Here is a 22256-nt window from a genome sequence, read left to right on the forward strand (position 1 = left end):
GTAGGTGCCGTTTGTGAATGTATCGGCTGCTCTTACTGTAAGTCCTTCGCCGATTTCTCCCTTATCAACAATATCCTCTACAGCTGCACCTGTATTTGCCTTATAGGTAAGGGTGTCTTCCCAGATTGCATAAAGGACGTCATCCTCATCCGTGAGTGTATATGTATTACCAGGCTCATATGTTGTTCCCTGTCCATCAGCCTGTGTATTCCACTCTTTGAATTTGTAGGTGCCGTTTGTGAATGTATCGGCTGCTCTTACTGTAAGTTCTTCGCCGATTTCTCCCTTATCAACAATATCCTCAACTGTTGCACCTGTATTTGCCTTATAGGTAAGGGTATCCTCCCACATAGCAAAGAGCTCATCAACATCCTCAGTAAGTGTATAAGATGAACCCGGCTGGTATGTCGTACCGGTTCCATCAGGCTTAGTATTCCAGCCAAGGAATGTATACTCACCATTTTCGAAGCTGTTGGCCGCAACAGTAAGAGTTGATTCAGGATCTCCTGTTTGTTCAACCGTCTCATCATCCTCTGTGTTAGAATGATAAGTCAGCTTATCTTCCCAAACTGCAAACAGTGCCTGATAAGGCATTGCCTCATTAGCAGCAACCTTTGTTGCCGCCTTGCCTTCATAAGTGAATGCGCCGTTTTCATATGGTATGAATAGACTCAGCCCGCTCTTTTTCCAATTGGCTGAATTATTCATAAATCTAGATGCCTCTTCGTCAGTATTACCCATGTTTACCTTTGCCCAGCCCTTGAATTCATACTTGGACTTGTAGGAAGAGGTATCAGGAACTGTCTTAATTTCAACTGCTTCATTGATCTGCAGTGTGCTCTTATCTGTGGTTTCTCCGGCGTCAACCTTATCAATTGTGAATGCAGCTGTATTATCGTTTGCATACCACGGTATGTAGGTAGGTGTAGCTTCTTCTTTAAGCTTGTACTCAGCACGAAGCTGGATTACATAAGAATTCTTGCCTCCTCCAAGCGAAGTAACCTTAGCATATGCTGCTTTTATATCATATGATCCACCGGGGAATACATCCTGCACATCCTCGTATTTATCCCCTGAAATGTATTTCTGAACTACCCAGTTCGAGAAAACATATCCTTCAGGAGCCTTTACTGCCGGCACTGCTATCGCACGTGAATTATCAACGTATAATCCTTTATCCTCAGCAGTTCCTGTTCCTGTTCCGGGATGTCCCTTGCCATCAATATCAGGATCGGTCAGGCTGTAAACAACGTTAATTCCTTCCGCACCGTCGAGAACCTCTCTCCACTCAGCATAGATATCGAACTGTTTGGTAATCCAAAATCTATTCGCATCCTCAGATAACTTATCAGTATACGGAGTGGTAACCGTATCTTCATTCAGGACATATACGTCTCCATTGAATACTGAATCCGGCTTAAAGTCAGGAGTTGTATACCAGCCAACAAAACGGTATCCTGCTTTTCTTCCTGTAGGTGAACTGATTTTTGCGCCGTAATCTACACGGAAATCCATGGCCTGATTATTACCCCAATCTGCACCTTCCATATTGGGATGCAGGAATGCACGGTACTGGATCTGACGCCATTTTGCAAATACTGTTACACCTCCCATAGGCATTGTGGTGTTAAAGTTGTATTTAGAATTACATGCCTTATCCATGTACCAGCCTTCAAATACATATCCAGGCTCGGGGCAATCTACTGTTATATTATATCCACTAATATCAGCACCAAATTTGATATCATCTCTTTCAGTTAATTGAACGCCGCTATTATTCTGTATTTCACCGTCTGAACCATTAGCATATTTACCATCCATATAGTTGATAGCAAATGCTTTAGGCTGATAATAATAGTTTATAGTACCTGTTTTGGGACGCTCAGTTACACTATACCCATCACGTTTTACATATTCATATCCGTCTATTGGCGGAGCATGCTGAGAGTCAATACCACTCTGATTAGATCTTACTGTAACCTTCTTGCTGGGTTCAGCGGGATATTCTCCATTTGCATCCGCAAAATAGAGATTATAGGTCCAGTTATAAGGATCGCTGTCATAACGGGCTACTACATAGTTGCCATCCTTGGAAGTAAGATCTGCAAGAACGCACTCATCCATTATTCCAATAACACCTTTGACAGTATTTCCACCATTACCGCTACTGGTATAGGACTTAGCTCCTTTGCGAAGAAGCCAGCTTACAAAAGTTTGTCCGCTAGGTTGTACTTCTTCGTATGTAGGCCACAGGCCCGAGATATCATCACCATAATAGGCAGTGATAGGATAATAGTAGTACTGTCCGTCAGCTGTACCGGGTGCAGTACCTTTAATCTTGGTAATACCATTTAAGGGTAGGTTCCAGGCTCCGCCATACGCACCGTTACCTGCATATTGTGATCCCGTGTAAGTATTATTACCGGTCTTCCTTGTTAAATACATCTTAAGTGTATACTGAACACGATCAAAGTATACATTTGCTACGCCGGTACCCTCGGCGGTTATTGTTGCATCTTCAACATTCTTAAGTGTAAATCCGACAAACTCAGGATGCTTAATATTGGGAAGATTTTCTGCATCGGCAGATTTAACTCCGCCATACTGTTCTTTGGCTATCACTGCATATTTAACATCTCCAATTGTCTTTTCTTCGATAGCCTTTTCATCTTCTTTTATCTTCTTTCCAACGCGTCCTTTTCCTACAGCAGACCCTGCAAAATCATAGCCGTTTTTGGCCGCATTCTGCTTCCAGATAAGAATTGTATAGGGCGCTTCGTTATTAGGAGTCCATTTTGCATAGATGGTTGTTTTCTCAGTAAGCGGGTTACCAAATGTAAATTCATTTCCGTCTGTGCATGCTTTGTCTTTGAACCAACCGCCAAAAGAATAACCCTTTCTGGTCATCTCCTCATCCGGTCTGGATTTTCTTGTAACCTCATCTGCTTTAACAAATATCGGTGCGCAGTAAGTAGCTCCTTTTCCGTTCTCATCAAAAACAAGCCAATGTCCTGAAGGAGCATCTACAGAGAAGGCTACATCACCTTTTATTGTTATGTCCGTGGGATTAGGGAAAGGCTTATCAGTTTCTACTCCCCCTCTGTCTACAATATTCCCATTGCCTTCAGCAACAAGCCAGCCTTCAAACTTATGCTCATCATCAGGCACAGTATATGCCATATTTACAGTGTAAGGTCTGATTGAAGCATCTCCTGTAGCATCAGCACGTACATTAACTGCATGCTCTCCAAGTACAACTTCGTTTTCAAGATATTTTACCTTGTACTGCTTAAGAAACATTGCATAGTATTCCAGTACTGTTCCGCCTTCTTCATCAGCATCGATTGCAGGTGGAAGCATACCGTTAACTGTATCCCTTATTTCTTGAATAGTAAGTCCGGTTGCATCAGGTTCATAATTCTTGTCAGTTGTCCATCCTGCAAAATTAACGCCGGCTGCTAATTGACCAACTCCAGGATCATAGAGAACCTGCTCCATCTTGTCATTCTTCTTAACATACATTGAAGCAATCTCTTCATCACCATTCTTGAAAACAACCTTTACACGGCAGTTATCATCATCTTTTCCGACAACTACATATACTGAGAAATCGCTGGAATTAAATTCAGCTGTATCGCCGTTCATACTCGCATCAGAAACAACATTCGCATCTCCGTCATCAGAAATGTGAACTACCTGAGCTTCATCGGATTCTGTGATCACTTTACTGTGAAGCTGTACCTTGATAGGCTTTTCGGGCTCGATATCCTTATCCTTGTAGTAGAAAGTGATATCAACAGCTGCTGTGCTGTCAGCCTCAACGCCTGCTGCCTGTGCAGCTGCATCAAGAATAGCCTGATCATATACAGCAGTAACCTTCATTATGGTGCCTTCAGGAAAAGCTCCTTCTCCGGCTTCAACGTGAACGCTGATATCTCCGGCCTCATCATCAAAGGTTACAGCCGGCATATCAACTTCGGGCTCAGCCTCTACCGCAAGCTTTTCGAAGTTAGCTGTGAAAACAGCACCCTCAACGGTCTGCTCTGCTGAAGGAACAAAAGTTGCTTCCTCTCCTACTACTGTAGCGGCAGCATCTGTCCAGTTTGCAAACTTATAGCCTTCATCAGCTATAGCTGTAGATCCGGCAGCAGCCTCTGTAACTGTCTCAGTTTCTACAGATACTTTACCGCCTTCAGCTGCAACATAGCTTATCACGATACCCTGAGGTGTCTCAGCTGCAGGTGCTTCAGCTTCTCCAGCCTCGGCAGGTGCCTCTTCAGGCACTACTGCTTCGCCGTTTTCCTCTGCTGGTGTCTCTGCTGAAGGTGTCTCCTCAGCGGGAGTATCTGCTGCAGGAGTTTCCTCTTCGGGAATCTCTGTAGGCTGTACTTCCTCTGTGGGCTGTGCATCAGGATTCTCCACATTTTCAGCAGGCTCTTCTACCTGAGCTTCTTCTGCCGGTGCCTCTGCTTGAGGCTCCTCTACCTGTGGTTCTTCCTGTACAGGTTCCTCTGCCGGTGGTTCCTCTACTTGAGGCTCCTCTACCTGTGGCTCCTCTACCTGTGGCTCCTCTACCACCTCCGGTGCCGGCTCTTCAGCCTCCTGCACATTCTGTTGTTCTGCGCCCTGGGGTTCCCAGAGCCCGTTTTCGTCTGATAGACCTTGCTCGATTGCATCTACGTCTGAATTAGCGCGAGCGCCAATGCTGTTGTAGTCTGACCCAAAGGTCGTAAGAAGGACTACAAGAGCCATAAATGCAGCAAGTTTACGTGCGATATTCTTACGCATGACTTTTTCTCCCCTCGATAAAAAAGTTAACTAGTGCAATATATATTATTATATGAAATTTTCTTTCAAAATAAACTACCAAATATGAAATAATCAATTCATAATTCGTACTTGACAAGTTGAGAATTTCGTGAAAATAGGTCTATATTATTTCTATTGTATACAAAAGAGCTGCCATAAGCAGCTCTTAAAGAACAATTTGTGCTATTTTCAGATAATTATTTTAATTTGTTTTTGAAAAAATATTGCAAGAAAATGATTGACATTTTTTCAGGACTTTTGTCAGCCATTACTTCTTATTCCAAATATATCCGATTGCAGCTCCGACAATTCCACCCACAATATGTGCTGTGTTAGAGATATTATCGTTTATGAAAACCCCGTCTATTATCTGCTGTCCTATAAATATGATTGCAACAAGAATGAAAGTAAGCGGGATTTCTCCGCCTTTGAAGCCTGTGAAGGAAGTCATTACGATGAATGCAAATACAATTCCGCTAGCTCCGCATAGTGCAACAGTAGGGAAAAACATTGAATTTACGATTCCCGTTATAAGAGCGGTAACAAGTATAACAACAACAAGTTTTGCTGATCCGTACTTTTCCTCAAGCGCAGGTCCAAGCAGAAGTATATAGGACATGTTGCCGATGAAATGCTCCCAGCCGGAGTGTCCCAGCGTATAAGTGAAGAATCTGAGATAGGTGAGCGGCGATCGAAGATCCGATCTGTAGGTTGTGAAAAATGTCTGTGTGCTGGCTCCATGCGTTACTATTCCCAGAAGAAGGACTGCAAAACTAAGCAGTGCAAAGCCAAGTACAACAGGTGCGTTAAATGTTATCTTTAGTTTTTTCATTTTCCCAAATCCCCTTAAGTAAGCAATGATTTTATGTAATCATATCACATTTTTCTCCAAAATATCAGATAAACCAAGGCCGGTACTAGACAAGATACCCTGTTTTTTCTTAGAATAAATATGCTGTGCTGCGGCGCAAGCATATTTTATTTTAGCGAGGTTTTTATGAATATTAATCCTATGGCAATTATGGAATTGCAGCAGAAATTTAACACCTTCAAGGCTGAGCACCCACGCGTATTCCCTTTTTTCAATGCGGTAAAGGACTCATCCCTTCAGGAGGGCACCATTTTTGATATGAAAATCACAACTCCGGACGGAGCTTCAAAACAGTGTAATATCAAGCTTACACAGAATGATATCGATCTTTTCAGAACCATGATGGATATGGGAAGGCAGCAATAATATGAAAGCAGTCATTTTTGATATGGACGGAACCATCCTCGACAGTCTTGATGATTTAAGAGACAGCGTGAATCATGCTCTTCGTGAGAACGGTCTTCCCGAGCGTTCAACAAAGGAGGTTCGCGCTTTTCTCGGAAAAGGTATGGTATACCTTGTAAATAAATGTGTTCCCGAGGGCACGGATCCTGAGACCGAGAGCAGGGTTCTTGCCATGCACAAGGAGTACTACCCTCTTCACTGCGCGGAGAAGACGAAGCCCTATCCCGGAATCTGCGAGCTACTTAGGTCTCTAAAGGATGCTGGAATTAAAACCGCGGTAGTATCCAACAAAACCGATGAAAATGTACACAGGTTGGCAAAGAGTTATTTTGACGGTCTTTTCACAGTGGCTGTAGGCGCAAGAGAAGGTGTTCCGAGAAAGCCCTCACCGGAGCTTGTGGATATCGCGCTCTCTGAGCTTGGTGTGTCAAAATCGGAAGCCGTGTATGTCGGAGACTCTGATATTGATGTTGCCACCGCAAAGAATTCAGAGCTTTCAATGGTTACTGTTTTGTGGGGATTTCGCGATAAGCCTGAGCTTATAGAAGCAGGTGCGGAGCTCTTTGCAAAAGACACAGAGGAACTTAAGGAGATTTTACTTCATGAGTAAACATGGAATGGTAAAAGCTGTCGGTACTCACTTCGAATATGAGGACGGCATAATTTTCTATCCTTTCGGTACAACTATCTATGCCTTCGCGCATCAAACTTCGGAAATAATCGAGCATACCTTTGAGAGCCTTTCCGGCTCTCCTTTTAATAAGGTCAGAATGTGCGTTTTTCCCAAGGACTATACCTATAATAAAAATGAGCCGGAGTTCTATCCGTTCCATAAGACTGATTCCGGGTGTTGGGATGTAGATTCACCCGATGAGAGATTCTGGAATCATCTGGAAAGCATTATCAAGCATCTCGATGACATGGAGATTCAGTGCGATCTCATTCTTTTTCATCCCTACGACAGATGGGGATTCTCGCAGTTTTCACAGGAAGATAATCTAAAATATCTGCAGCTTTGCATAGACAGGCTGGGACATCTTGATAATATCTGGTGGAGCCTTGCGAATGAGTATGATCTTCTGCTTCATAGAAAGAGCATGGCGGATTGGTATGAGATTGAGGAGTATCTAGCATCTCATGATAAGAGGCATCATCTTATTTCCAACCATAACTGTTTTGTTCCCTGGGATACTTCGAGAGCGAATATTACACACGGTTCCTACCAGACCAAGCGTTTTCCCGATATTGGAGGTCTCGTTAGGAAGTTCGGAAAACCGATTATGGTTGACGAGTGCTGTTATGAGGGAAATATTCCCGATTTCTGGGGTTCTATTTCCGGCGAAGAGATGACTGCCAGATTCTGGATGAGCATCGTAAGCGGGGCTTACTGTACTCACGGAGAGACTTTTCTTGATCCCGACGATGTGCTGTGGTGGTCGAAGGGCGGCCGCTTAAAAGGAACATCTCCCGAGCGTATTGCTTTTCTTAAAGAAATTGTTGAAAGTCTTCCGGGACCGGTTGAACCTACGGCGGGCGGTATTCCTTACTTCTCTGAGCTCTCCGATGAGGAGCGCCGCGAAAAAGAAAAGGATCCCGGGTTTGTCAGTTTCATGAATGCCATAGAACTGATGACTCCCGAGAACCGTCATATGCATTTCTACGCAGAGCACTGCTACAGCGGCAGATGCGCTGATAACTCTGCTATCATCAATTATTATTATCTCAGGTGCTGTGCCAGGGATACTCTGGTTTTGCCCGCAGATAAAAAGTACAAAGTCGAAGTAATCGACACCTGGAACATGACCAGGGAAGTTGTCCTCGAGAATGCATCAGGAAAGGTTACTGTTGCTCTGCCCGGCAAGCCCTATATGGCTGTGATTGCACACTAGGGAAATAACACTTCCCAGAATCAGTACTGCTCCGGCTATCGGATAAATGATCAGAAGCTTGTTTGTTGTTCCGTATATGGCAAGAACCCCGGCGAACACGCTTCCTACGCTTAATGTTGCAATAGCAGAATTCCATAAATTGATGAATATCGGGCTCGCCGTTTTTCCAAGTGTATGCATGATCATGTAGGGTAAAACGCCCATTATAAGCGGTACCGCGAATGCATATATCATGAAATACGAATATACTCCATGGCTGTACATTTCATAAATTGCTCCAAACAGAGCCAAAAAGATCGTACCTGCGAGGTTTCCAAATAAACTTCTTCTTATGCTACGAAATGAATACAATGTCGCTTACCTCTCTTTCCTTTATCTTTCCGCTTGTGGTCGGATTATTAACAACCTGACCGTTGAAATACATTGTTGATGATCCTCCCCCATCCAGATTGTAAGCTGTTTCCACACCAAGCTTTTCCATGAAGGTTGCCAGCTCATATAGGCTCAAGCCTTCACTTTCCGAAGTTCTTCCGTCCGATACAACAAAAACAAAATGATTTTCATCGATCACTCCGATGGCAGTTCTGGGATTGCTGCTCATTTCTCTGTCAACTTTGGTGTTGGTACTTACAGCTATTTCGCTGTCCTCCACCAGTGCCGGTCCGAAAGAAAACGCCTGCCATACTCCCTTTTCCAAAAGTTCATCTGCCGTATATTCGCTGTCCTTTACTACCTCCATCGATCCGTTCGCATATATGCATAGAACATCAGAGCCATTAACGCTATCCCTGTAAACCACGCCGTTTCTGATCACATATCCGCTTTCACGAGCACCGTAATAATCTCCGTTTACAGCGAGAATTGCGCCATTTTTCTCTGCAATATCGGAGGTGGTATCGGTTACATTTTTTCCGTAAGTATCCTCAGCAAAGGCTGTCTTAAGATACTCGGCGGATGTCAGAGTCACGTCTGCCACATATATTTTCGTGTCATATTCATCGTAAGTAGTGAGCTCTATGGTCACATTCTCATCTTTATAAGATGTCTCTCCTGTGTATTCTGATGTGGTTGTTGATTCACTATTGTTGGCGGATTCGTTATCGCTTGGGGCATTGCTGTCTTCAGTTGATTCACTATCGTCAGGCGCTTTTCTGTCCTTGAATTTTTCCGGGAATCCGGAATCTTTGGACCATCCTCCCGGATGCTTATTTCTTGAATGTTTTCTTTTTTCGGACCCGTCTGTGGTGTCCTGATCTGTATTGTCCTGTTTTATGCTGTCACTAATCCCTGAACTGACTTCCATTCCTGAAAACATTGCTGTATTTATATCAGTTGCATTAGTGTTGTAACTCCTTGCCAACACAAAAGTATCCAGTGATATATATGTGGTAAAGGCTGTAAGGGCGATAGTGTACAAAACAGCCCATGCGTGTTTTTTCATTTTCTTTCCTTCCTCAATGTATTTTTCATAATAGCTTTTTCAGCTTATTTTCTTTATTGGGTATTATTGCAAATGAACCTAAATGCAACCTAAAGGTTTAAAAAGGATGCTATGATTTTTTAGTATATGATTAGATAGAACCTTTCCTGATTTGAAGGCTTGACTGAATAAAGCTTTGCGATATTAATGAGGAATGGCCGGGCTCCTCGAGAAGCCCGGCCAACTAATATGAAGAAAGAGTGTGTGTATGCTATTTCCAAAAGGATTGCTCCTCTCGATGATTACACTATATACCTCTAACCTAAATTGAAACTAAATGCTAAAATAAAAAATTCAGCCTGAAACTGATTATCTTAATCAGTCATGAAATATATCACGGATTAGTTAGCATCTGTTGTCTCATCTGCAGCATCAGTTGAAGTTTCAGTTTCATCTACGGTTTCAGTTCCGTCTGTGGTCTCTGCTGTAGCTTCTGTTCCATCAACTGTCTCTGCTGCAGGTACTACATCCTCTGAAATCTCTGTTGCAGCCGCATCTGCTGTAGGATGTTTAGCAGCATAAACTCTCCATCCTACCAGAGAACATACAGCAAGCAGAAGCACCAGACTTACACACTTTGCAATCTTTACATTTCTCTTATGTTTTGCGATTCTTGCCTTTCTCCCCTTCTTCTCGATTTTGTAAGCATCAACTTTTTCCTGACTCATTTTTGTTTCCTCCAAATTGATAATTGATGTGGTATGGATAAACACTGTGTTTGATTGCGACTTTATTATCCACATATTTTTGATGCTAGCACACAAATGTGTCTTAATTTTGAACCACAATGTTTTTTGTTGTGATTAACATCTTATATACTTAGCATTTCCACATTATGTCCATAGGATTTATTCATCTTCTGTGAAAACCACTTTTTTAATTCTTTCACAGATTATTTTTCTGCCAAAATCTGTGTTATGGGCTTCTACTCTTTATTCACAGATATTTTTCCTTTATCCACCCAGTTTTGTGTCAGATATTTCTGTGTTCCTTACGCAATACTAATTTTCACAGATAAATTTAACTATAAAAATTCAAAATCATCTATGATATTACACATATTATTTTTTTCACAGATTTGACCAATTTTTTTATCTGTGTTCTAGCACAAAATTTCTATTACGCAGATTAATCCGATTTACACATCTGTGGTTTTGCACAAAACTCCTATTCCACAGAAAAAGGACTCCAGCTGTAAGTCCATTCCTAATTTCTTCGCGAATTGACTTACGACAAGCCTATAAATAATGCTATATCCATCAAATCTCTTCCACATAATTAACATACTCCAGCTCCTGGAGTCTTCTGATGATCTCCCTGTGGGAGCGTCTTCTGGAGCTGTCGATATCGATCAGAAGTGCAACATCAGAGGATTGAAGTGTCTTCTCCTTGCTCTTGGTCATACTGCTGATTGAGAGATCCTCTTCAGACAGATACTTGGAGAGCTTAGTGACTGAGCCTTTATTCACTTCAATATACATGCTCATGTACTTACTATATTCTTCAACAACATTGCTGAGATTCATAAGCACTACGTTGGCGATCATGACCAGCACAAAGCAAGTGATGCCGATAACGATATATCCTGCACCAATAGCCATTCCCATGCAGGAAGTAACCCACAGAGAAGCAGCTGTGGTAAGTCCCTTTATCTGTTTCTTACCTGTGACGAGGATAGTACCTGCGCCGAGGAAACCGATACCGCTTACTACGCCGGCGGGAATTCGGCTGACATCAGCCCCAAGCCCCGGCAACATTGCAAGATATATATTCAGGGATGTCGCAACCGCTGAGCCAAGACTCACAAGAGCGAACGTCTTGATACCTGCAGTATGGCGCTTTACCACACGCTCCCAGCCGATGAGGCAACCGAAAAGAGTTGCTATCACAAGTCTAAGTGCGACCGCAAGATCGGCACTGCTTTCAAAAAATTCGAGCGTTCCCATTCAGCGCCCTCCTTTTCTTCGTGTTCTTTTTAAAGCGCATATAATGTATTTTCTTCAAAGTTCAGATAAACCTTGTCGCCTACACCATAAATCTTCTTGTTCTTCGGGTTGTACTCCTGGATTTTAACAAGTTCATCACCAATCTTGATATGATAATCCTGATAAGCACCCATGAAACATGAATACTCAACTTCGCCCATTATAGAACCGTTGTCGCCAAGGGTTGCTCCCTCGGGACGAAGAACGATGCTGCACTCAGCTCCGTTTCCAAGACTTCCTGTTGAGCACTTAACCTCTTCACCATTTATTTCGACAATATCCTGTGACTTGACAATAGCCTTAAGGAAGTTTGCTTCGCCAATGAAATCTGCGACAAACTTGTTGTTCGGATAGTAGTATGCTTCCTGAGGTGTGGAAATCTGCTCCACAAGACCACCCTTCATGATAATGACCTTATCGGAGATAGCCATAGCCTCACTCTGATCATGTGTTACATAGATAGCTGTGATTCCTGCTTCCTGCTGGATTCTTCTGATCTCTGTTCTCATGGAAACACGAAGCTTTGCATCAAGGTTTGACAACGGCTCATCGAAAAGGAGCACGCCGGGCTCGATTACAAGAGCTCTTGCAAGAGCAACTCTCTGCTGCTGTCCACCTGAAAGCTGGTTAGTCATTCTGTTTTCCATGCCCTCAAGTCCTACGAGTCCGAGAATGTCAGTAACCTTTTTCCTGATAGTCTCCTTATCCATCTTACGAAGCTTAAGTCCGTATGCAACATTATCAAAAATGTTGTAGTGAGGAAGAAGCGCATAGCTCTGGAAAACCATAGCCGTATCACGCTTGTTGGGAGTGAGCGCATTTATCGGCTCATTTCCAAGGTAAATCTCTCCCTCGTCCGGGCTCTCAAAGCCGGCGATCATACGAAGAGTTGTTGTTTTTCCGCATCCTGAAGGTCCAAGAAGTGTTACGAAACTTCCGGGTTCGATCTCGATATTTGCATCCTTAACTGCATAGAAATCTTTACCGGTCTTGGGATCCTTGTAAATCTTTGAAATATGTTCAAGGCGTACGCCCTTTTTCTCTTTTGACATAATTTTTCTCCTCCCGTCAATCTGTAGTCTTAATCTGACGACTTGTTCCGAAGTGTTTAATCACAAGGTTCATAACAAGAACCGCGCTGTAGGTGATAAGGATCAGGATTGATGCAAAAGCGCAGGCAATTCCGTAGGATCCCTTCTCTGCGAACTCGTTGATCTGAACCGTAATAAGAAGATACGAAGGTGTAACCAAAAGGATGATTGCACTGATCGCTGTGATACTTCTTACGAAGGATGTTACAAATCCCGAAAGGAAGCTGTCCTTGATAAGCGGAAGTGTGACTGTCATAAACACTTTGAAGCTGTCGGCACCCATATCATAAGCGGATTCCTCAATGCTCTTATCAATCTGTCTGAGGGCGGAGATACCGCTTCTGGTTCCTGTAGGAAGGCTTCGAACGATAAATACGATTACGAGAATCGCACCTGTTCCGTACAGTCCCTGAAGGATTCCTGTTCCGAAGATACCGCCTGAAAATCCTCTGATATATCCGATACCGAGTACAGTTCCGGGAACTGCCATAGCCAACATTGAAACCGCCTCGATAAAGCCCTTTGCCTTGAACTTTCTCTTAACAACAAGATAAGAGATGATCATGGACAGAAGTGCCGTGATAGGCGCCGATATGAAGGAAAGAATGAAGCTGTCCTTAAATGCTTTTAGTCCCTTGTACTTTGTGAACACCTGGCCGAACCACTTGAAGGTCAGATGAAAATCGTATCCCCAGGTCTTGAACATAGCGCCAAAGGGAACGCAGATATACATGATTATTACGAAAATCGCGAGCGCTGAGCACAGGATTGTAAGAGGGATTGTAACGCTCTTATCTGTGATGAGCATACGCTCTCTGGACGCTTTTCCTGAAAGAGTAGCTGTGCTCTTGGCTTCGAGATAATACTTCTGGATGATAAACATCACGAGTGTGATTGCAAGAAGTACAACCGCCATGGCAGCCGCGCCCTGCTTATCATACGCACCTGTAATCTGAAGGTAAATTGTTGTCGCAAGTGTATCGTAGGAACCACCGATAATCATGGGGTTAGCAAAGTCCGCAATAGACTCTATGAAGGTTACAAGGAAGGCATTTCCAAGTCCCGGAAGAATAAGCGGGAAAGTAACCGTCATGAATACCTTGAAACGGGAAGCGCCCATGTCTCTGGCAGCCTCCTCAAGTGAAGGATCGATATTTTTCAAAAGTCCCTTGAGCATCATGTAGCACACAGGAAAAAATGTAAGTGTCTGGACTATGGCGATGCCCCAGAATCCATACACGCTGTTGTCATAGATATGTAAGATAAAACGTGTAATGATACCTGCTTTTCCGAAAAGCATGATCATCGAAAGTGAAAGCACGAACGGCGGTGAAACCACCGGAAGCATGGAAACGACTTTGAAAAGACCTTCCATGAATTTTGTTCTGAGTTTTACATAAACCTCAACATAAGCAAATAAAAGGCCTATGAGAGCTGACGCGATACCTACCAAAAATCCAACCTTAAGTGTGTTGGTGATCGCGCGTCTGAAATTTGAGAGTCCCATAACTCTCTTAAATGTATCAAGCGTTAACCCCGATTCAGATACAAAGCTGTCAACAAGCAGTATAGCCAGCGGGTAAAGAATAAATACTGTAAGAAAAACCACCAAAAGAATAATGGTAGAAACCATGATGGGATCCGCCATGAGCTTTTTCCTGTCAAGGCTGGCACTTTGACTCTTTGCCATTTTTCAACTCCTCCTCTAAAAATTTAGGGCGGATGAAATAAACATCCGCCCATAATAGTTATATTATTCGGTCTGGAAACGATCGTCTGCTGCGCTTCCGAGTGCGGTCATAACTTCCTCAATGTAAGTTTCTGTATTCTCTTTTGCATCTTCGAAGTCATAATCCATAACGTTCTCGGGATCAAGTCCAAACTCTGCTGCTACTTCGGGCTGCTTTGCATTGTCGATAACAAGGAACTGGTAAGAACCGTTCTGTGCTGCTAGCTCAACGCAATCAGGGCTGAGTGCATACTCGATCCAAAGCTTAGCTGCATTTGGATGTGCGCATCCCTTGAAAATAGCTGTTGCACCGATCTCGAAGGATGTTCCTGTTGAAGGAATTACGAGGTCAATATTGCCATAACCGTTGTCAACGATCTGTGTGATACCATCGTGAAGGAAACCGATACCTACGATACACTCACCTGTTCCAACGTTCTTGGAAGGGCCTGAACCTGACTTTGTGTAAACTTCGATGTTCTTATCGAGGTCAACGAGGTACTGGATACCTTCATCATGTCCGTACTTCTGGATCATTGTGTTGATAACAAGCTTAGCTGTTCCTGCTGTGTTGTAGTTTGAAAGCCATACAAGTCCCTTGTACTTCTCATCAAGAAGATCCTGCCAGTCCTTAGGCTCGTCGATGCCCATTCTCTCGAGCTCGTCTCTGTTCACCATGAAACCAAGGATTCCCTTGTAGATTCCATACCAGTAACCATCCTTGTCGCGATACTTATCACCGATAAGATGAGAAGCATTCTGTGCTTCATATGCCTCAAGAAGTCCCTCGCCTGCTGCTACGTTATAGGGATCGGTTGTGCCGCCGAACCAAACGTCACCTGAAGGATTTCCGTTCTCTTCTTCGATCTTACTCTGAACTTCACCGGTAGAAAGGCGCTGATACTGAACTTTTATGCCATACATTTTTTCGAAGTTCTCACAAGCTGCTGCAAGGTACTCTTCCTCGCATGAACCGTAAACGATGAGCTCTCCCTCAGCCTTAGCTGCCTCAATAAGAGCATCCATTCCGCCGGCCTCTGTAGCCTCACCTGCATCCTCAGTTGCCTCTTCAGCTTCTGTTGTCTCCTCTGCTGCGGGCTCTTCTGTAGCTGTCTCAGCCGGTGCAGCCTCCTCAGTCTTTGTCTCAGCAGCGGGTGCCTCTGTAGATCCTCCGTTAGATCCGCCACAGCCAACTACGCTGAGTGTCATAAGTCCTGCTAAAACCAATGCTAACTTTTTTCTCATTTTCCTCTCCTTTCAAAATGTTAAATACATTTGATAAGAAGATGATACCGAAGGAAATCGTTTTTCTATACCTAAAATTCTGTTTAATTATCCAATATTTTGAACTTCACTTCACAAAGTCAGACGGAGAACTTCCGGCATACTTCTTAAAGACGGTGCTGAAGTACTTGTAGTCGCTGAAGCCGGTAAGTTCAGAGACTTCATACACTTTGTAGGTGCCGGTTTCAAGGAGTTTTACTGCCTGGCTTACGCGGTAGCGGTTTAGGAAATCAAGATAGGTCTGGCCGGTGGCCTCTTTGAATTTGCGCGAAAGATAGCTTGAAGACACTCCCAGTTCCTCTGAAAACATGTCCAGACTGATCTTCTCAGAATAGCGCTCACGCGTCCTCTCAATTATCTGCTGAATATAGTCATTATCCTTGTCCGACTTGATGAAGGCCACATCGAGGTCATCTCCGGACTTCTTTCTCTCCGAAAGCTGCTTTATCTGCTTATCCTTCTCAATCTCGGAAGTTACCTTCGCAACATTTTTCCTCAGTTCTTCCTCATCCACGGGCTTCATCAGATACGCTGATACTCCAAGGTCAATCGCCTGCTTTGCGTATTCAAAATCGGCATAGCTGGTCATTATGATAGCCTTGAAGTCAGAGATTTCCTGCCCTTTTCTGATCATCTCAATGCCGTCCATAACAGGCATCATTATGTCTGCAAGAACTATATCCGGTGAAAGTTCCTCAATCTTCTCAAGGCCTTCCTTGCCGTTAGCGGCTTCGCCTGCTATGGTGCAGCCCATGCCTGTCCAGTCCATGGTGTAGGCTATGCCCTTTCTTATGATATCTTCGTCTTCTACAATAAGTACTCTGTACATTCTTACCCTCATCCGGCGCTGTGCGCCACCTGTCTCCGCTCCGGTCCGCGCAAAGCCGACGTCCCCCGGACGTCGTGCGCCTCTCGGGAGGAGGCTTTAAGTATGCTTCGGAATAATCATCCTCACGCACGTGCCTTCGTCCTTCTTACTTGTAACATCCAGGCCGTAGTTGCCCTTATAAAGCAGCCTGATCCTGCGGTGAATATTATACAGCCCATAATGGTTGGTGCGGTTTTCATCCTCTTTAAGATAATTCTGAATTACCCACAGCTGCTCCTCATCAATTCCGGCGCCATCGTCTTCGCAGATAAAGACAAGCTCATCCTGCATCTGATAGCCGCGGATATTCACCGTCAGCTTTTCACGGTCACCGAAGCCGTACTTGATAGCATTTTCAAGAAGAGGCTGCAGCATCAGCTTCGGAATGAGGCAGTCCATGATGTCCTCACTGACCTCGATATTATAGGCAAAACGCTTGTTGAAACGTATCTGCAATATATTCAGGTAAAACTGCAGATTATCAAGATCCTCCCTGACCGTAACTTCCTCTCGCATATCACGGATGCAGTATCGCAAAATCCCCGACAAAGACACAATCATCTTATCAGCTGCCGCGGGATCGATCTTAGCCATGAATCTTATATTATCAAGAGTATTAAATAAAAAGTGCGGATTAAACTGGCTCTCCAGCTGTTTAACCTGCGCGAAAGCCGCATTTTGTGCTAGTTCGTTGTTCCTCTCTATCTGCTCGCGAAGTCCCTTAAGCATGTCGTTGAAGTCGTTACCGATGGTCATGAACTCCTTGCTGCTGCCTATTCTGAGGCTCACATCAAGATTGCCGTTCTGAACCTCTTCAAGAGCGTTCTCGATTTTCCTGATGTCACGGGTGTATTCCTCTGAGCTCTTTGCCGTACTTCTGACTGTAACAAACGCAATTGCCAGAAATACAATCGCCAAAATCACGATAAGCACGATAATCAACTGAACACTCCAACCCATGTCGGTTATGGTATATACCCCAAATCCCTTGTCGGTTACCGACTTATGCACATAGAACAGTCCGCCGTCGACCATGATAAATCCTGTGTTTTGCGCAATCCTCGAATCTATCTGCCCGTAGCTGTCTCGCAGTTTATTCGTGTTTGCCGCGTAAATCCAACCGTTTTTATCTGTAATGAGCACATATCTGCTCTGAATCTCCGACGCCACGCTGAGCACATCCGAGGGCACGATATAGACGATCATGAACCTGAGTTTCTCGCCGCGATACACGCCTTTTCCTATGCACAGCTTCTTATCGTACAGAATCGACGCGGTCTTACCCCTCGCCTTCTTCAAAGCCTTCAAAATGCCCCAGTTTGAGCTTGTTCCATCCGTCAAAAACTGCGGAACACTACTCTTACTCTTAAACAGCACCTTCTGATCCTTTGAGAGGATAATAAGATCTCCGATATCCTCAAATTCCGAGGTCCTGTCATACAAAATTCCGAAAACCTCATTCCTCGAAACTGTCAGATGATTATTTTCAAGGGATTCTCCCACATCATCCAACATCTGATAATAGATGTTGGTCATCCTAGTGAGCTTTTCATTGACAGCCTCATTCTCTCCGCGATTCGAGATCGCCATAATCAAGGCAAAGGAAAATACAAAGAGAATCAAAGCCATTACGGAAACAAGCGCTACGGGCACAACCGAAAATCTGATGAAGGTTTTTCTTATGTTTTCCTGAAAAGATGCGGGAGCCTTATTCATCGCTATCCTCCCCGAAAAGTGCAAGGAATTTGGAATTCCACTCATCCTTTTTGCTGATTACTTCATCCCTGTCGACGTCGATTGCGGTAATCTCATTATCGGGAATAACAAGCTCCGATGCAGAGACATCGCGCCTCACGGATCTTCTTCCGAGATTACCCGCCATAAATTCCTGGGTTCCCGCACTTGTCATGAAGTCGACAAACTTCTCCGCCTTAAGTATATTCGTAGAATTCTTGCTGATATAGATTCCGTCAGGCGTCGAAACGACACCCTCCTCCATGTAGATTATCCTTATATGCTTCCCTTTTCCGAGCATAGTAACCGCAGCTTCTTCAAAAGTAAGGCCTGCCACATATTTTCCTGCAGCAACGCCCTCGTAAACTTCAGAAGAACTTCCAAGCAAAATACCATTCAGCTGATCGATGAATTTTTCCACATAATCCCAGCCGGCTTCCGGATTACCATCCCCCATCGCATAGAGAATGTTAACCAGGTGTTCGAAGGCAGAAGATGACTTACCGGGATTCGCATAAGCGATCTTACCCTTGAGATTCTCGGCAAGAAGGTCCTCATAGCCCTCAATCTGCGTGTTTCCTATAATATCTTCGTTCACGATGATCACACTGGGAACGTTGGAAAAACAGGTGATCCTCCCGTCAATATCCTTGAAATCATCCTTGAACATAGCCCTGTTCACGCTTTTGTACGGGTAAAAGAACTCACTGTACGCACCGACGGACAAAAGTGATCCTCCCCACAAAACATCGATATTTTCATCATCCACCATGCTTCGAATAGCCTCGGAAGTACCACAGCTGCGAAGGTCCACCTCTATCCCCGTCTCATTTTCGAACTCCTGAATAAGAGGAATCATGAAATCCGTCGGATGCGGTGAAACAACAACGAGCTTATCGCTGCTTTCTGTATTCTTTTTATTTAGATTAAGCAAAATTCCGCCCAAAAGAGCCACTACGAGCAGAACTGCAATTATCGCCCAAATCGGCAAGCCTTCACGCTGTTTCATACAACCGTTATCCTTTGTTCTAAAACAATTAAAACTAATAGTTTTGGAAATATAATACACTGATTATATCATGTGGAAAATTATTTTCGGGAGCGTGCAATTTGATCGCGGCGGGGGTTGAAAATTCACCTTAGAAGTCATTAAAATAAATAAGTTGGGTTTGCCTCATCCGGCGCTTCGCGCCACCTGTCTACGCTCCGCTCCGGTCCGCGCAAAGCCGACGTCCCCCGGACGTCGTGCGCCTCCAGGGGAGAAGGCACAACAAATAAGGAGAAATTAACATGACCATAGAAGCATATATTAATCCGGATTTTACTTTGATAAAAAAGCTCATATTCTTTCTTTTGGCACTGGTGGGAATAATCATCTGTGACTTCCTGATCCTCGGCGGAACGGAAATAGTCACATCCAGCAGGGACCGCGAGGAGCGAAAAACCCTAATCAGCGAGCGTTTTCACAACTCGGTTCAGCTCCTGTACGAGATGATCATCTCCGCGACCTCAGTCATGTCCTTTGCCTGCGCCTATGTGGTCCTAAACCACGTATACAGCCTGATTCAGGGCACCACACAGACAGGATTCCTCGGACAGTTCATGTATATCTGGGAAAACTGGAAAGATTTCGTACTTCTGCTTCTTATCTGCTTGTCCTGCGTTTTAAATACTATTTTGGATAAACTCATCATCCCTTTAAAAAGGATTTCCAGAGATGACATCGCCTGTGTCAGAATGCTCGGCATGTTTTATGTGATAATTATCTTGATGTTTCTTAATGTCATCGGCGACGAAAGTGAGTACAGCCCTGTTATGATGTACTATCTCGGTCTTATGATAGGTCGTTTCGTGTACTTCGACGCTTCCTTCAAGGATTTCCTGCATGCCATGAGAAACATATTCATGAAGCTCCCGCTTCTGATGCTGGGACTTACGCTGTCGGGGCTCCTTTGTTTCTTTGGATTCGAGGCAGGTTACCTGCTTGAGCGCAATTACTACATAGTGGGAGCTTTTTACACCCATCTGTTCCTGCTTGCGGCTGTTTTCGTTTTCCATCACAGCCATATTCTGTATTTAGTTATAAAAAAACGCTAAAAAAATATAAATCCAAATAAATATTAGTACTATGCAGATTTTTATATGATAATATATTAAATGGAAAAATGATTTTTTCTGATTATCAGCGTAACTTTTGTGAGGGCATATGATAGCTGGCAAGAAGATAATAGCTCTATGCACATATAGAATATACGACTCTCAGGTCTTCAGTTTTACAGCAGAACTCAATGAGCTCTTGAAGGCAGCTGACAGCCGTCTGTTTATCTATGCCATGAATGCCGAAATAGGCAATGTCGGCAATACCCATCTCGCAGAAGCATCTGTTTTTGACCTTATTCCTTATGACAAAGTCGATGCCATTATTATCATGGATGAAAAGATCAAATGTCGTGAGCTCGTCGAACGAATCATCGACAAGGCTAACAGTCATGAGGTTCCCGCCATCATCGTTGACGGCGAATATGATAATGTTTCCCATGTAAAATTTGATTATGCCAAGGGTTTTGAAGCCATAGTAAGGCACATAATTGAGTTCCACAAGCCTAAACATCCTCATTTTATGGCCGGAAAACCGGACAGCGAATTCTCAAATGAGAGGCTTGAAGTTTTCAAAAAAGTCATTGAGGAAAATGGTTTCACCTTTGATAACAGCATGGTAAGCTATGGGGATTTCTGGTCGATTCCTTCAAGAGCTGCTGCCAAGGAGCTGCTTAAAAGGGATGTCATTCCGGACGCTGTTATCTGTGCCAACGATATCATGGCGATAAATGTCTGTGATGTCTTTAGTTCTCACGGAATTAATACTCCCGATCAGGTTCTGATATCCGGATTTGACGGACTGGATGAGGCCTTTTTATCCTCTCCCGGAATCACGACCGCTATCTGTGACAGTGCAACTCTTGCAAATACCGTCATGAAAGTTATAAACGGCGTTCTTCGCGGCGAAAAAAACATTACCGAGTGGATAACTCCCAGTTTCATGGCCAACGAGTCCTGCGGTTGTCCCCGCTGCCAGATTAACTGGATGTCCACTGTTCAGAGCTTTAACAACAGATTTTACCATCATCAGGATGATGTATATATCATGCAGGATCTCACTTCCAATATCATGGCAAGTGACAAGATGGCCGACTGCATTTGGCACCTTTCCAATTCAGTTACGAACTCCATCACCCAAAATATGTGCCTTATTGTGGAAGATGCCTGCTTTAACATCGAGAACAATTATTTCCTCGAAGACATGGAAAGGACCACCAGGAGCGTCATCTATAACTCCTACAGCGACACTGACGAGATTTTCCCGTACAACGAAGAGGATATCATCCCCAATCTCGAGGATATCATGGAGAGGGGCTATCCCATTATCTTCAATGTTCTTGAGTATATGGGAAAAGATATCGGTTTTGTATGCTATTCCTTCAACCGGTACGATCTGATAGATTATTCAAGAACTCCGAGCCTTACAAACTGTCTCGGAATGGGTTTTGGTGGTTATGTAACCATCCGCTACCAGAAATATCTGCGCGATAAGATTCAGAGGATGTATCAAAATGATGCCCTCACCGGTCTCTACAACAGACTGGCATTTCTTTCAAAACTTGAAGAGCTCAAGGATGCGCCTCAGAATTCCGGCCAGAAGCTCACAATCATCATGACCGACTTAAACGGCCTCAAAGAGATAAACGACAATCTCGGTCACGCTGCAGGCGACCGTGCAATAGCTACGGTTGCTAAGGTGCTTAAATCCGTATGTCCCAAAGGTTCTCTTTGTGTCAGATTCGGCGGTGATGAAATGCTTGCCCTGGTGCCCGGCGAGTGCAACAGCTGCGACATTATAGCGAAGATGGAGAAAAAACTTAAGGAAGAAAGCGAAAAGCTTGGCTACACCGTATCTTCAAGCTATGGAGCATACTCGACTATATTTGATGAGTTCCTCGACCTCGATAAGATCATTGCCATGGCCGATGAACAGATGTACAAGATGAAAAAAAGAAATAAACAGAATAAGAAAAATAACACTCCCGAGAATTGATCCATTCTCGGGAGTTTT

17 protein-coding genes are annotated in these 22256 nt (G+C 43.8%); 5 read left to right on the forward strand and 12 right to left on the reverse strand.

The genetic code is table 11. The features are described from left to right. Positions 1 to 4788: InlB B-repeat-containing protein (locus tag BMW61_RS12790; RefSeq protein ID WP_091822576.1), on the reverse strand; the 4788-nt coding region annotated here is incomplete at its 3' end. A 289-nt stretch (positions 4789 to 5077) separates the two neighbouring features. After that, a complete protein-coding gene (locus BMW61_RS12795; protein ID WP_022762321.1) occupies positions 5078 to 5641 on the reverse strand; it encodes a rhomboid family intramembrane serine protease in 564 nt (187 codons plus the stop codon). A 165-nt stretch (positions 5642 to 5806) separates the two neighbouring features. Between BMW61_RS12795 and BMW61_RS12800 the strand changes: the two genes are divergently transcribed. Genes BMW61_RS12800 through BMW61_RS12810 form a run of 3 tightly spaced genes read left to right on the forward strand, consistent with a single transcriptional unit; the run spans position 5807 to position 7974 of the window. Beyond that, on the forward strand, positions 5807 to 6046 hold the full coding sequence (locus tag BMW61_RS12800; RefSeq protein ID WP_026498853.1) for a hypothetical protein: 240 nt from the start codon (positions 5807 to 5809) through the stop codon (positions 6044 to 6046). Position 6047: 1 nt separating this feature from the next. Then, a complete protein-coding gene (locus BMW61_RS12805; RefSeq protein ID WP_026498852.1) occupies positions 6048 to 6695 on the forward strand; it encodes an HAD family hydrolase in 648 nt (215 codons plus the stop codon). Further along, positions 6688 to 7974, forward strand: coding sequence for a DUF5605 domain-containing protein (locus BMW61_RS12810; RefSeq protein ID WP_091822582.1), 1287 nt, complete (start codon positions 6688 to 6690; stop codon positions 7972 to 7974). Before BMW61_RS12805 ends, BMW61_RS12810 begins: the two co-directional genes overlap by 8 nt. Here BMW61_RS12810 and BMW61_RS21620 read toward each other — a convergent pair. From BMW61_RS21620 to BMW61_RS12855, 10 genes are all read right to left on the reverse strand, one after another. After that, positions 7915 to 8325, reverse strand: coding sequence for a hypothetical protein (locus BMW61_RS21620; RefSeq protein WP_026498851.1), 411 nt, complete (start codon positions 8323 to 8325; stop codon positions 7915 to 7917). The two genes, BMW61_RS12810 and BMW61_RS21620, sit on opposite strands and share 60 nt — an antisense overlap. Continuing rightward, the gene (locus BMW61_RS12815; protein WP_091822585.1) at positions 8309 to 9415 is read right to left on the reverse strand and encodes a phosphodiester glycosidase family protein; all 1107 of its coding nucleotides are present in this window, start codon (positions 9413 to 9415) and stop codon (positions 8309 to 8311) included. The genes BMW61_RS21620 and BMW61_RS12815 overlap by 17 nt, the downstream gene beginning before the upstream one ends. A 380-nt stretch (positions 9416 to 9795) precedes the next feature. Beyond that, positions 9796 to 10122, reverse strand: coding sequence for a hypothetical protein (locus BMW61_RS12820; RefSeq protein ID WP_091822588.1), 327 nt, complete (start codon positions 10120 to 10122; stop codon positions 9796 to 9798). Between the two features lie 591 nt (positions 10123 to 10713). Continuing rightward, positions 10714 to 11400, reverse strand: coding sequence for an MgtC/SapB family protein (locus BMW61_RS12825; protein WP_022762316.1), 687 nt, complete (start codon positions 11398 to 11400; stop codon positions 10714 to 10716). A gap of 29 nt (positions 11401 to 11429) precedes the next feature. Continuing rightward, positions 11430 to 12491 (reverse strand): ABC transporter ATP-binding protein, encoded by a 1062-nt coding sequence (locus BMW61_RS12830; RefSeq protein WP_022762315.1) that lies wholly within the window; start codon positions 12489 to 12491, stop codon positions 11430 to 11432. A 16-nt stretch (positions 12492 to 12507) separates the two neighbouring features. Then, positions 12508 to 14220 (reverse strand): ABC transporter permease, encoded by a 1713-nt coding sequence (locus BMW61_RS12835; protein ID WP_091822591.1) that lies wholly within the window; start codon positions 14218 to 14220, stop codon positions 12508 to 12510. A 63-nt stretch (positions 14221 to 14283) separates the two neighbouring features. Then, positions 14284 to 15504, reverse strand: coding sequence for an ABC transporter substrate-binding protein (locus BMW61_RS12840; RefSeq protein ID WP_026498849.1), 1221 nt, complete (start codon positions 15502 to 15504; stop codon positions 14284 to 14286). A 106-nt stretch (positions 15505 to 15610) separates the two neighbouring features. Further along, positions 15611 to 16372, reverse strand: a complete 762-nt coding sequence (locus tag BMW61_RS12845) for a response regulator transcription factor (RefSeq protein ID WP_022762312.1) — start codon at positions 16370 to 16372, stop codon at positions 15611 to 15613. A 96-nt stretch (positions 16373 to 16468) separates the two neighbouring features. Then, positions 16469 to 18127: a sensor histidine kinase gene (locus BMW61_RS12850; RefSeq protein WP_175475194.1), complete on the reverse strand. Its 1659-nt coding sequence runs from the start codon at positions 18125 to 18127 to the stop codon at positions 16469 to 16471. Beyond that, complete coding sequence (locus BMW61_RS12855; protein WP_091822596.1) at positions 18120 to 19154, reverse strand: extracellular solute-binding protein; 1035 nt, start codon at positions 19152 to 19154, stop codon at positions 18120 to 18122. The genes BMW61_RS12850 and BMW61_RS12855 overlap by 8 nt, the downstream gene beginning before the upstream one ends. Before the next feature lie 281 nt (positions 19155 to 19435). On the opposite strand from BMW61_RS12855, the gene BMW61_RS12860 reads away from it, so the two are divergent. After that, positions 19436 to 20242, forward strand: a complete 807-nt coding sequence (locus BMW61_RS12860; RefSeq protein WP_026498845.1) for a hypothetical protein — start codon at positions 19436 to 19438, stop codon at positions 20240 to 20242. Positions 20243 to 20351: 109 nt separating this feature from the next. After that, positions 20352 to 22238, forward strand: a complete 1887-nt coding sequence (locus BMW61_RS12865) for a diguanylate cyclase (RefSeq protein ID WP_091822599.1) — start codon at positions 20352 to 20354, stop codon at positions 22236 to 22238. Positions 22239 to 22256: the final 18 nt, after the last annotated feature.

This window comes from Butyrivibrio sp. ob235 (genome assembly GCF_900109475.1).
Taxonomy (GTDB): domain Bacteria; phylum Bacillota; class Clostridia; order Lachnospirales; family Lachnospiraceae; genus Butyrivibrio.